General features: G+C 41.7%; 12 protein-coding genes and 1 pseudogene. 8 read left to right on the top strand and 5 right to left on the bottom strand.

Annotated features, from left to right (window positions below):
• Positions 1 to 126: 126 nt before the first annotated feature.
• Positions 127 to 567 carry a hypothetical protein gene (locus AC1XUO_RS17365; RefSeq protein WP_483331038.1) on the top strand — a complete coding sequence of 147 codons (441 nt, stop codon included), beginning with the start codon at positions 127 to 129 and terminating at the stop codon, positions 565 to 567.
• Between the two features lie 164 nt (positions 568 to 731).
• Here the strand turns inward: AC1XUO_RS17365 and AC1XUO_RS17360 are convergent, their stop codons facing one another.
• A complete protein-coding gene (locus AC1XUO_RS17360; RefSeq protein WP_483331037.1) occupies positions 732 to 1,697 on the bottom strand; it encodes a glycosyltransferase family 9 protein in 966 nt (321 codons plus the stop codon).
• Positions 1,698 to 1,960: 263 nt separating this feature from the next.
• Entirely contained in the window at positions 1,961 to 3,508 is a 1,548-nt protein-coding gene (locus tag AC1XUO_RS17355) for a M81 family metallopeptidase (RefSeq protein WP_483331036.1), read from the bottom strand.
• Between the two features lie 253 nt (positions 3,509 to 3,761).
• Here AC1XUO_RS17355 and AC1XUO_RS17350 point away from each other — a divergent pair, with 253 nt between their 5' ends.
• From AC1XUO_RS17350 to AC1XUO_RS17340, 3 genes are all read left to right on the top strand, one after another.
• A complete protein-coding gene (locus AC1XUO_RS17350) occupies positions 3,762 to 4,481 on the top strand; it encodes an alpha/beta hydrolase (RefSeq protein WP_483331035.1) in 720 nt (239 codons plus the stop codon).
• 342 nt (positions 4,482 to 4,823) lie between these two features.
• Positions 4,824 to 5,237, top strand: a complete 414-nt coding sequence (locus tag AC1XUO_RS17345; RefSeq protein WP_483331034.1) for a type II toxin-antitoxin system HicB family antitoxin — start codon at positions 4,824 to 4,826, stop codon at positions 5,235 to 5,237.
• Positions 5,238 to 5,279: 42 nt separating this feature from the next.
• Positions 5,280 to 6,593 carry a WG repeat-containing protein gene (locus tag AC1XUO_RS17340; RefSeq protein ID WP_483331033.1) on the top strand — a complete coding sequence of 438 codons (1,314 nt, stop codon included), beginning with the start codon at positions 5,280 to 5,282 and terminating at the stop codon, positions 6,591 to 6,593.
• A 93-nt stretch (positions 6,594 to 6,686) separates the two neighbouring features.
• Here the strand turns inward: AC1XUO_RS17340 and AC1XUO_RS17335 are convergent, their stop codons facing one another.
• The gene (locus AC1XUO_RS17335; RefSeq protein ID WP_483331032.1) at positions 6,687 to 7,070 is read right to left on the bottom strand and encodes a winged helix-turn-helix transcriptional regulator; all 384 of its coding nucleotides are present in this window, start codon (positions 7,068 to 7,070) and stop codon (positions 6,687 to 6,689) included.
• Positions 7,071 to 7,203: 133 nt separating this feature from the next.
• On the opposite strand from AC1XUO_RS17335, the gene AC1XUO_RS17330 reads away from it, so the two are divergent.
• Positions 7,204 to 8,085, top strand: coding sequence for an SDR family oxidoreductase (locus AC1XUO_RS17330; protein ID WP_483331031.1), 882 nt, complete (start codon positions 7,204 to 7,206; stop codon positions 8,083 to 8,085).
• A gap of 43 nt (positions 8,086 to 8,128) precedes the next feature.
• Here AC1XUO_RS17330 and AC1XUO_RS17325 read toward each other — a convergent pair whose 3' ends face one another.
• Entirely contained in the window at positions 8,129 to 8,485 is a 357-nt protein-coding gene (locus tag AC1XUO_RS17325) for a bleomycin resistance protein (RefSeq protein ID WP_483331030.1), read from the bottom strand.
• Between the two features lie 64 nt (positions 8,486 to 8,549).
• Between AC1XUO_RS17325 and tpx the strand changes: the two genes are divergently transcribed.
• Complete coding sequence (gene tpx / locus AC1XUO_RS17320) at positions 8,550 to 9,143, top strand: thiol peroxidase (protein ID WP_483331029.1); 594 nt, start codon at positions 8,550 to 8,552, stop codon at positions 9,141 to 9,143.
• Between the two features lie 86 nt (positions 9,144 to 9,229).
• On the opposite strand, the gene AC1XUO_RS17315 is transcribed toward tpx, so the two are convergent.
• Positions 9,230 to 10,051 (bottom strand): alpha/beta fold hydrolase, encoded by an 822-nt coding sequence (locus tag AC1XUO_RS17315; RefSeq protein ID WP_483331028.1) that lies wholly within the window; start codon positions 10,049 to 10,051, stop codon positions 9,230 to 9,232.
• Between the two features lie 132 nt (positions 10,052 to 10,183).
• Here AC1XUO_RS17315 and AC1XUO_RS17310 point away from each other — a divergent pair, with 132 nt between their 5' ends.
• On the top strand, positions 10,184 to 10,405 hold the full coding sequence (locus AC1XUO_RS17310; RefSeq protein WP_483331027.1) for a hypothetical protein: 222 nt from the start codon (positions 10,184 to 10,186) through the stop codon (positions 10,403 to 10,405).
• Between the two features lie 15 nt (positions 10,406 to 10,420).
• Positions 10,421 to 11,098: pseudogene (locus tag AC1XUO_RS17305) on the top strand (phospholipase A); the annotation flags it as partial.
• Between the last annotated feature and the right edge of the window lie 270 nt (positions 11,099 to 11,368).

Genomic DNA, 11,368 nt, shown 5'->3' with positions numbered 1-11,368 from the left:
TAAAGATCAAAATAAAGGCGAAAAATAGTTGGAAAAGTTAGCCGATCATACACGTTCGTAAATAAAAATTTTTGCGCACAATCGTTTATTTATTGCGTATATACTCATCTCTTAAATAAACTTGACATGAAAAGATTTATCTCCCTGGCAATCTTACTATTTATTTACACTCAGTCCTTTTCCCAGTTCAAAGGTTCTGATTTGTCACTTAATTTAGGTTATCCTGTTCCGGTTGGAAATAATTTTGTCAACAAGGGTGCAGGAGATGGTTATGCTGGCATAATTGATATTGGCCTTGACTATACGATGCTCAAGGTTAACAATTTCAATGTCGGTATTCTGATGAACACATCTTTTCTTAATATGGGACTTACTGGTGTTTCGTTAAATATTCTTAGCCCAAAAGTTAAGGTAGGATATACTATCGAGTTAAATAAAATCAGTGTTCAGCCCCAATTGGCAATCGGATATACACGTTTTAGTTTTAACGGATCGGAATATCATTATGAAGAAAAATCTGGTGGGCTTTCTGCTAAGGCGTCAACAAAATTATTTCTGAAAAGTTAGAGAAAAATTAGTTACTATTTATCCCTGGCATACGAATTTAACAAAATAGGCGAGTTAACACCTGGTGCACCAAGTATAGGCTTTAATCGAAATATTCAGTTTATCACTCCGGGCGTAGGTATTTTATGGAAGTTCAGCCGAATTTGATTGACTATACTTATTATCTAACTTTTCCCCCAAACCTTAATCTTATCAAAAACCTCCTTTGCAGAAATACTGTCCAGACTTTCTGTTTGTGTTTCAATATAATCTGCTTTCGGCCCGATTGGGCCCCATCTTCCGCCGTGTTTTGGTCTGAAATTGGGATATAGCCCCAAGGTATTTATTCCTAATGCAGCGGCAAGGTGTAACGGGCCGGTGCTGGCGGCGAGCAGGCCATCTGTATGTTTTATGAAAGTGATCAGCTGATCGAGTGGTAATTGGCCGGTTAGGTCGATCACATGCCGTGGTAATGTATCAATCCAGGGTTTCAGTTCTTCTTGTTCCTTTTTAGAACCGGTTATAAAAATTCGATACCTGTTTTTATCCAATAAATCAATCAGTTCCGAAAACCGTTGCAGATCCCATTCTAAGGCATTTTTATTGGATTTAGGATGCAGAATAATGGTGAATTTATCCGTATTAATCAGTTCAGAAAATTCAGCGGGCAGCGTGGCGAGCTTATTCATCTGATAATAACGCCACAATTCAGCAGGCACTTCTTTTATTCCCAAAGGTTTCAGTAAACGAAAATGAAGAACGGCCTCATGTTCATCCGAAACTTTCCGGCGCAGCCAGATCAGCCGGTTGCAGTCGCGCCAGTGGTATGGACGGCTTATCGTTCCAATCCTGATCGGGATTCCTGCCTTGCGAGCCAGGTTACTTATATCCTTTTGCGTGATTAAATGGAGAATTGCGTCAAATTTGTGTTGTTTGATTTGTGCTATTTGTTCCTTTTCCGGTAATGCAAAAATTGCGTCATAGTCAATAAAGCCATCAACAGAATCACTGGCATCAATTACTGCTTTTGTATAGTTTCTTGCTAAAATAGTGATACGAGTCTCCGGCCTGATCTGTTTTAAATAACCGCATAAAGGAAGGGTTAAGACAACATCGCCGATGGCATCTACTCTTGTGATTAAAATATGCATGCTTCGCAAGTCAATCTGTTTTTGATGAGCAGTAATAAAGATCCGGGTTTACCTTTCGCTTTTTTTGCAAAAGTACTATACCATTAACGGTATTCCAGAAAAAAAATTCGAAGATGTATATGAGAATAGTATAATTTTTTGAGTTGAAGTTGGGGTATAAGCGCGTTTAAATAAATCTAAATTCAGGGTCTTGCAAAAAAAACGGAGGATAGATTTATACAAAAATTGCATAAACCTATCCTCCATCAATCTCTGTGCTACTCCTATTTATCCGACAATGGCACAAGTTGTGCTTTCAGATCAGGATCTTTCATGTCTTTGTCCAGCGGGAACATCGGGTGTTTAATTCTCTTGTAACCCAGTCTTTCTAAATCCTGATCGACGCCGCCTGGTGTTAAAGCCAATAGCCAGTCAGCACGCATGTTGTACAGTTCAGGTTCGAGGTAACCGATTTTTACAACCACGATATCAGATTTGCGGGGGTTAAGACCAAGTCTGGTAAAATCAGCTTCTTTATGGTATGGTTTGCGTTTTTGCGTAACGATCACACGCACGCTGCCAACTTTTACCACAACTTCCGTTTCCGCATTTCTATCTCCATATTCTATCGATTCCACAATTCCCGCCAAGCGAACCGGCGGCGCGAAACGTGCGTCAACCGCAGCACCGGCCAAGGCATCTACCTTTCCACCAATACCAGCCGTGATGGCAGCTTTTACAAATTCAGGTCCGGGAATGGAAGCATAAATCAGCGAAGGTCCATCTTCTGATTTGAATTCTGGCCGAGCCAGTATCTCGGTTAATGTCCACGTAACATCACCCGCACCGCCCGCTGTCGGGTTGTCGCCTGAATCGCTGATAAAAAATGGATGTTTTTGGCTTTTTACTGCTTTGTCCAAAGCCTCTTTCAGAGAAGCAGTTGGCGCTACAAATTCAAATTCCTCACGCACTTTCCAGAACTTGGCGGCCAGGTCTTCCGCAGTTTTTGTGACCAGGTTTTTATCGTCACCGGTCACCATCACAACCGCGTGGTTCCGTGGTTCATCCGCCCAGGCATACCCGATCCAAATTGCCGCATCAACAATTCCTTTTTGTAAGGAAGCCGGAGAAACTGCGGCATATAAAGTTTTTCCCGGCTCAATTCTCGTACTTGTTTTTTCACCAGGCAACAGGATCGGAACAGGTATCCAGGCTTTGTATGCAGGTTTTCCTTTCCCGGTTTCCAGTCGGGTCAGTAAATTATTTACGGCGCGTCTTTTTGTTGCCATCGCGTCTTCGTGCGGTGCCATTCGGTAACACGTAATGATATCCGTATTTTTCGCCAGTCGCCACGACACATTTCCATGTAAATCCATGGATGTGGAAATCAATGTTTTTTTGCCAACGACTTCACGAATTCGAATCAGAAAATCACCTTCCGGGTCATCCATACCAACCACACTCATGGCACCATGGATATCATAAAACAAACCGTCATAAGGCAAATTCTTTTTCAACAAATCCAAAGCCTGTTTCACCATCGATTCGTAAGCTTCTTTGGTAACCGTTCCACCCGGAAGTGAGCGGCCAACCATGGCCGGAAGCCAGTTTGCGCGTTTTGGAATGGTTGAATCCGGCGAGAAAAACGGGTAGGAAGTGAAAATCTCAGCGCCATATTTGGCATGAAAAGCTTCTTCGTGCGTACGTGCCGGAGAAAATGTACTGGACTCAATGGCCAATCCGGTTATTCCGATACGCGGAAGTGGTTTTTGAGCAAAAACCTGCGTCAATAGCAGTGACAGTGATGCTGTTATTAAGAATTTAATCTTCATGTATAAAATTTGGTCCAGGAAACATTTTAAATTATTTTATTAAATATAATCAACTTTTCGTATCCTGTTAAATCTGATATCTAAAACTTTGGAAGTATATTCTTAAACTAATATTAATTGGTTGTTATGTCTAATTATTAAAAAATCCATTCATTCCAATTTTTAAATGGTCAGACTGATTTGCTTACCGTCTGTTATATTTACGAAATTCCAATGTTGCTGCCCGATTTTAATTATATTTCAATTTCACCTGATGACTAAATTATTTTCTGTATTTGCCATCTGTCTCTTTTCACTTCCGGTATTTGCACAGTTTACACTACAAAAAGATTTACCGCTGTTTTATCTGGTCAGTCAGCCGAAAACAAAAACCGCTAAACCAGGATTAGTTATCTTGCTGCACGGATATGGCAGCAACGAAGCGGATTTGTTTGAATTGCGGGATATGCTCCCTGATAATTTTCTGATAACTTCCGTGAGAGCGCCCATGACGCTCGCGCCGAATGCATATCAGTGGTTTAGAAGTGAGACGATAAAAGGAGTGAAAGGAGGTAATCTGAAAGATCTTAAAACAAATTCAGATCTGATTAAGTCTTTCATCAAAGGGGCATTGAAAAAATATAATGCCGATCCTTCGCGTGTTTACCTGATCGGTTTTAGCCAGGGCGCGATGATGAGTTTTGAAGTAGGACTTACATCGCCTGAACTGTTAAGAGGAATTGCGCCTTTAAGTGGCCGAATATTCGAATCGCTGAGACCGAATATAAAAACATCAAGTGCTTTCAAAAATTTTAAAATATTCATCGGCCACGGAACAGCTGACGAAAAAGTGCTTTATCATTATGCCACCGAGGCTGTTTCCATTTTAAAAGAAAAGCAAATTCCAGCCGTTTTACATACTTACCAGGGTATGCAGCATTCAATCAATGAGCAGGAAATCAATGATCTGGTAAAGTGGTTGAAAGAAAAATAAGAGCTGTTTGGTACCAGAAAAATAATCTATACATCCGAAGGAAATAATTAATTTTTTATATTTGTAACTAAATATCAGTTACAGATACGTCACACACTTGGGAAAAATTGAAAAATTAATTGCTCGTTTTTTTACCAGGCCAAAAGACCTGACCTGGGACGAGCTGACCTTGGTTTTAAGCTACTATGGTTTTACGGCAGTAGCTTCTTCCGGAAAAACCTCTGGGTCCCGGAGAAGATTTATAGATGCAAATAAGCTGGTTATCTCTTTACATAAAGCCACATACAAAGCCGATTGTGAAAACTTATATGATTGAGAAGATCATCGTTTTTCTAAATCAAAATGGCAAGATCAAACATGATTAATTCTCTGACATACAACGGCTACACGGCATCAATAAGTTACAGTTCAGAGGATGAGGTGTTCTTTGGCAAGATTATTGGACTGAATGACCTTATCACTTTTGAGGGAACATCGGTAGCTGAACTTAAACAGGCTTTTCAGGAAGCGGTAGACGATTATCTGGAAACGTGTAAGGAGCTGAATAAGTCTCCGGAAAAGACATACAAGGGAGTTTTTAATGTTCGTGTTCCCTCAACTTTACATAAAAAAGTGGCTACATTGGCAGCACAACATGATATTACCTTAAATGATTTTGTAAAATCCGTACTGGTATATGCGGTAACCCACGACAATGTAAGTGCTGAATTGTTCAACAAAAATGCCAGTGAAGACAACTACGCAATGGGAGCCTGATGTTCCAGTATGTATTCACCAAAACTCACAAAAACGGACGTTATGATTTTTTATAATAAATCATTCAATATAATTTTTACTATTCTTTCAATTTGTTCAGGGTTAAACCTGGCGATGGCTCAGAAGCCGGGCTGGCTTGAAAAATACAATGAACATCAGGCTTACAAAGACGTTTACGTTGTTAAAAGTATTGACAAAAAAAACAATACTTACAGCAGTTTTCTGGTTGATAAGAATGGCAAAAAACTCACGCCGGCTTATCGTGATATAGGTAAATTTTCTAATGGGCTGGCCGAATTTGTCACCTTTGAGAACCATAAGGGTGCATTGGGTATGCACGGATATCTGGATAAAAACGGCAAGATTGTTATTCCGCCTGTTTATCGCGGAGCAGGCGAGTTTCAGAATGGTATTACTTATGTGATCTATCCAAAAGGAAAACAAATGGGTCTTTCCTATCTGGATACCCTTGGTAAGGAAATATATAAAGTCCCGGTTGAATTATTTCCTAATGATTTTTTGATCGATAAAGCAAAAGCAGCTTACGTTGCCTACCACGACTGCCAGGAAGATTTTATCTGGTATGTCAATGACAATCTGACAACGCTTAACTGGAATTTCGGGAAATATACCGAGGCCGATATCAAAAAGGCCAAAGAGCCGTTCCGCTTTTACTACAAAGGAAAATATGGTGTTGTTGATAAAAATCTGATCCTGCGCGTCCCGGTCGCGCTGGATGATATTGACCTGATTTATAAACATTCAGGAAGAGGTTTGGCACGTGTCCGCTATGGAGATAAATTTGGATATATCAGTTCAAAAACCGGCGAAGTTGTGATTCCGTTTCTTTATGAAGATACGCAAAAGCCGTCTCTGGGGCGTTATTGGGTAAAAAAGAACGGTAAATGGGGCTGTATTAATAAAAAAGGCGAAACCGTTATTCCCTTTTTATATGAATATGCCGGTCGTTTCATGGACGAAAACCGCGCGTCGGTTTCTCTCAATGGCAAATTCGGGCATATCGATACAACCGGAAAAGTGACAACGCCGATTATTTATCAGTCAGCTTCGTACTTTAAACATGGTCTGGCGATGATTCAGCTGGATGATAAATATGCCTACATTGACACAAGCGGAAAGGTGATCACCAAAGAATGGTTCAGCGAAGCTCAGCCCTTCCGTGAGGATATGGTGGAAACACAGCGATTTGGGCTTTATTACAAAGTTCTGCCAGACGGAAGCGTGAAGTTTGAAAGGATTTCAGGGTATTGGAAGGGCATATTAATTTTGCTTGGACTGGTGCTTTTAGCCATTGCACCATGGCGGTTTTTCAAGGCGCGGAAGAGGAGCGTCTGATTATTGTCAATTCCAAGGGACAGATCTGTGCCGAAATGCCGCACGGTCCAGCAATTTTTCTAGCTTTTGAGACTATTAACCCATCCATCGTATTTAAACCAGCACTTTCCGCTGAGAATATTCTTCACGTGATGCTTTGATGGCGGGCATATTTTTAAAGGCCCAATCTACAAGAAGTGACATGGCCGGCAGCAAACTTTCACCAAGCGGGGTTAAAGAGTATTCAACGCGCGGAGGCACTTGCGGGTAAATTTTTCGGGAAATTAATCCGTCAGCTTCCAGCGTTTTTAATGTTACCGTCAGCATTTTTTGTGATATCGTATCAATGACAGCGTTAAGTTCGTTGAAACGTAACGTTCCGGATTCACCCAAAATCGTGATCACAAGGATCGACCACTTATCGCCCAGACGATCGAGTACGTTTCTCACGGGACAATCGTCTATCACCTGAAATTTTTTTAAACTTTCTTTTATCATAACCTTTTAACGCTCAGCATTAGTTACTTGAAGGTAAGTAATTGGTTTATGCGTGCCTTCTTGTTTGACGCTAAGTTACTATTTACCTTTAACTATACAAAAGTAACTATTGGCAAAAATACAAAAAAATACTATGAGCAAGATTTTGGTAACGGGGGCAACAGGCCACCTTGGAGCAAGCGTGACGGAATTCCTTTTGGAAAAAACAGACGTTTCAAATATCAGTATCCTGGTCCGTGATCCTGCAAAGGCTGACAGATTTAAGGAAAAAGGTGTAAAAGTGGAAGTAGGTGATTATGAAGATACTGCGGCACTAGCGAAAGCGCTGACAGGTATAGACAAATTGTATCTGGTTTCCGGATTGGACGCTAATCGTGGTGCTCAGCATGAAAATGTGATAAATACGGCGAAAAAGGCAGGGGTGAAGCATATCATTTACACCAGTTTTCAGCATAAAACTGAGACAGGACATCCGGCACTTTCTTTTATTGCAGAGGGACATTTGTATACAGAGAAAGTACTAAAAGCGTCGGGTGTAACTTACACGATCTTACAGCATGGTTTGTATGCTGATGTTATTCCAATGTTTGCCGGAGAAAATTTACTTCAAAGTAAAACCATTTTTCTACCTGCCGGCGAAGGGAAAACGGCTTTTGCGACAAGAGAAAACATGGCCGAAGCAGGTGCATTAATTTTGCTGGATGAAACCGGAAAATTTGATAATCAGACGATTGAACTGGCAGGTTCCGAAACAGTTTCGTGGTCTGACATTGCTGCCGTGATTTCTTCAAATGTCGGCGAAACCATTACGTATGTCAGCCCATCGGTAGCTGATTTTACTTCGGCTTTAACCAATGCGGGTGTTCCTGCTGAAATTATTGGCATGTCAGCTGGTTTTAGTCAGGCGATCAACGATGGAGAATTTGATGCAGTAAACGGAAAACTGGAGGCAATACTGGGCCGTAAATTAACTTCCGTGGGAGATTACCTGGCCGGAATTTACGTGAAGGCGTAATACTCTGAGATTGATTTATAGAGGCTGCTTTAATAAGCGGCCTCTATAAACTTTGTCCGAATGTCAGCGAATTATTGTCCGGATCAAGTATTGCAAATTCTTTTTGTCCCCAGGGTTTTGTTTGTAAATGTCCTGCTTCCGGGATATTCACGTTCTGGTCCAAAGCCAACTTATACCATTCGTCTATATTATCCGTCCGGATATAGACCTGTCCGTAATTTTCTTTCGGATCAACTGTTTTGAATTCAAAAAAGTGAATTTGAATGTCGTCTTTACTGACCATCAGATATCCGTCATAATCAGCCTCGCCGAACACATCGAAACCAAGCTTATTCACATAAAAGTCCTTCGTAACTGCTTTGTCACGCATCGGAAGTTTCGGGTTGATATCAGTTAGCATCGTGAGCTGATTTAATGTTTTTATTTGTACATTCGAAGATTCACTTTTTACTTGATTAATCAGCATGACAAACTTCAAAAAAACATTATTGATTGCTAAAATTTCCTTGTTAGCACTTACCGCGATCTTTAGTACCAACAGCAGTTTCGCACAAACAACCGGCACTGCGATCACATTGGGCGGCAATACCGTGCACACTGTCGGGAAATTACCAGCGGTTGGCACCGAGGTGAAAAATTTCACATTAACCGGCGTTGATCTCAAAGATAAAACTATGGCAGATTATAAGGGGAAATATGTGATCATGAATATTTTTCCGAGCGTAAACACAGGCGTATGTTCTAAATCGGTAAGGAAATTTAATGAAGACGCAGCCGGCCTGAAAAACACAACCGTACTCTGTATTTCCAAAGATCTGCCATTTGCACAAAAAGCATTTTGTGGCGCAGAGGGAATCAACAACGTGGTGATGCTCTCTGATTTCAGGACTGATTTTGGAACCTCTTATGGCGTTCAGATTGCTGACGGTCCGATGAAAGGTTTGTTGAGCCGCGCGGTGATCGTCGTGAACCCGGAAGGAAAAATTGTATACGAACAGCAAGTGCCGGAAATAGGTACCGAGCCGGATTATAGTGCGGCTATTGCAGCGATCAAATAAAACGGCTGTCAGCAGTCAGCTGTCGGCTATCAGGTTAATGCCGGGAACGACATTTTTAACGATAGCCGATTGCTGAAAGCCAATGATTACGCTTTGAAGAATTCTAAAAGGTCTTTATTGATCGTAGCAGCCTCCGTTGTCGGCATGCCATGCGGAAAGCCCGGATACGTGATAAGTTTTCCATTTTTTACCAGCTTGGCACCTTTTAATGCAGTAAGTTCAAACGGCACAATCTGGTCATCTTCTCCATGCAAGATCAATACGGGTACCTCTACACTTTTCAAGTCCTCCGTAAAATCGGTTTCTGAAAAAGCCTTGATACAATCATAATGTGCTTTTATTCCGCCCATCATGCCCTGACGCCACCAGTTATCACGGATTCCTTGCGATACTTGCGCACCTTCACGGTTAAATCCGTAAAATGCCATGGTAAAATCCTGGAAATACTGAGGTCTTTTGGTGGCAGTACCTTCACGGATTTCATCAAAAACGGACATTGGAATACCATCCGGGCTACTGTCAGTTTTAGCCATGATCGGAGTCACCGCACTGATCAAAACAGCCTTCGCCACCCGGTCCTTTCCGTATTTCGCAACATAACGGATCACCTCACCACCGCCTGTCGAATGACCTACGTGAATTGCATCTTTTAAATCCAGTGCTTCTGTAAGTTCAGCAACGTCCGCTGCATAAGTGTCCATGTCATTGCCTTCCGCAGTTTGGGTAGAACGACCGTGTCCTCTGCGATCGTGTGCAATAACCCGATATCCCTCGCTCAGGAAAAACATCATTTGGGCATCCCAGTCGTCACCTGACAACGGCCAGCCATGATGAAATACAATAGGCTGTCCCGTTCCCCAATCTTTGTAATAAATTTCTGTTCCGTCCTTTAATGTGATTTTAGGCATGTTTTGTCTAGTTTTTGTTGGAGTAAAAATTTCGTGAAGTTAGGATTTTTGTGGGGAAACAGGTGGCGTAATTGTTTAAATTTTCGTTAAAAAGTGTCTTCCCAGCAACATGTTAAAATACTTAAATGTGTTATGTTTGTTAAACAAAAACTAACCGGAGCACGCATGCTGAGAATTTACTTTTTAGTAGTACTGGTTTTTTATTATTATCAAAGCAAAGCGCAGACGATCGCTGACCAGTCGGTTCGCATTAAGAGTATATCCGAACGGTGGGAACTTGCGGACTCGACGCGCAAAGGCACATTTCTGCTTACTTCCTATAAACCCTTTTATTTTTCTCTGGGCCGTTGGTAGAGCAATCCCAACCGGGAGCCGTATAGTGAAAATCTTGCGTATAGTGTTCCTACGGCAACGGATTACAACAAATATGAAGCGCGGTTTCACATTAGTTTCAAAGTGAAATTGCTGCAAAAGATTTTCTGGGGAAAAGGAGATTTGTGGGCGGGTTACACGCAAAAAGCCCATTGGCAAATTTACAATACCGGCGTTTCCAGACCGTTCCGCGAGCTGAACTATGAGCCCGAACTGATTCTGAATTTCCCGATCAGTTACAAATTTCTGGGTTTTGAAGGCCGGACGCTCGGTGTTGCTTTCAATCACCAGTCCAACGGCCGGGAACTTCCGCACTCACGGAGCTGGAACCGCGTGATGTTTCATACCAGCATGGAGCGGAAAAACTGGCAGATCACACTGCGCCCATGGATAAGGTTAAAAGATGCGGATGACGAAAATCCTCAGATCATGAATTATATCGGAAGAGGAGAAGTGACAGTAGTTTACGGCCGCCCCAGACACCAGATCTATCTCGTAGCCACGCATCCTTTCAACCGCCTCAACCGTGGCAGCACGCAACTAAACTGGATATTCCAGATCCGCAACCACCTAAAAGGCCACGTACAAATGTCCGCCAGATACGGCGAAACGCTGATCGATTACAATCATGCGCAGAATACGATTGGGTTGGGGATTTGTTTTGTTGATTGGTAGGGGGAATCTTTGTCTCAATATAAATCTTTGTAAAATTCAGTCTCTTGTTAGGCGTAGTCTTCGACTACATCTTAATGTCATGCGGTCTCCGACCGCAGTAGACCTTGAAGTAAAGTACTTTTTGACTTTAACTAGAAACTCCGCAATTTTCATTGAACTGGTTTGCATTTTAAATATGGGTCAGAGACCGATAACGCTCGGACATAGTCTGGAGACTATGCCCAAATGGGGTATTCTCACGTTAACGAAATTATATTTTTTTAAATATTC

The organism is Dyadobacter sp. HNCC25DJ186 (genome assembly GCF_056895235.1).
This window is presented reverse-complemented; position numbering and strand designations above follow the sequence as displayed.

Coding starts and splice junctions, on each gene's coding strand:
- AC1XUO_RS17355 (WP_483331036.1), bottom strand. CDS start 3,508: ATGAAGATTAAATTCTTAATAACAGCATCACTGTCACTGCTATTGACG.
- AC1XUO_RS17325 (WP_483331030.1), bottom strand. CDS start 8,485: ATGCTAACTGATATCAACCCGAAACTTCCGATGCGTGACAAAGCAGTT.
- AC1XUO_RS17335 (WP_483331032.1), bottom strand. CDS start 7,070: ATGATAAAAGAAAGTTTAAAAAAATTTCAGGTGATAGACGATTGTCCC.
- AC1XUO_RS17315 (WP_483331028.1), bottom strand. CDS start 10,051: ATGCCTAAAATCACATTAAAGGACGGAACAGAAATTTATTACAAAGAT.
- AC1XUO_RS17360 (WP_483331037.1), bottom strand. CDS start 1,697: ATGCATATTTTAATCACAAGAGTAGATGCCATCGGCGATGTTGTCTTA.
- AC1XUO_RS17310 (WP_483331027.1), top strand. CDS start 10,184: ATGTTTGTTAAACAAAAACTAACCGGAGCACGCATGCTGAGAATTTAC.
- AC1XUO_RS17345 (WP_483331034.1), top strand. CDS start 4,824: ATGGCAAGATCAAACATGATTAATTCTCTGACATACAACGGCTACACG.
- tpx (WP_483331029.1), top strand. CDS start 8,550: ATGACAAACTTCAAAAAAACATTATTGATTGCTAAAATTTCCTTGTTA.
- AC1XUO_RS17350 (WP_483331035.1), top strand. CDS start 3,762: ATGACTAAATTATTTTCTGTATTTGCCATCTGTCTCTTTTCACTTCCG.
- AC1XUO_RS17330 (WP_483331031.1), top strand. CDS start 7,204: ATGAGCAAGATTTTGGTAACGGGGGCAACAGGCCACCTTGGAGCAAGC.
- AC1XUO_RS17340 (WP_483331033.1), top strand. CDS start 5,280: ATGATTTTTTATAATAAATCATTCAATATAATTTTTACTATTCTTTCA.
- AC1XUO_RS17365 (WP_483331038.1), top strand. CDS start 127: ATGAAAAGATTTATCTCCCTGGCAATCTTACTATTTATTTACACTCAG.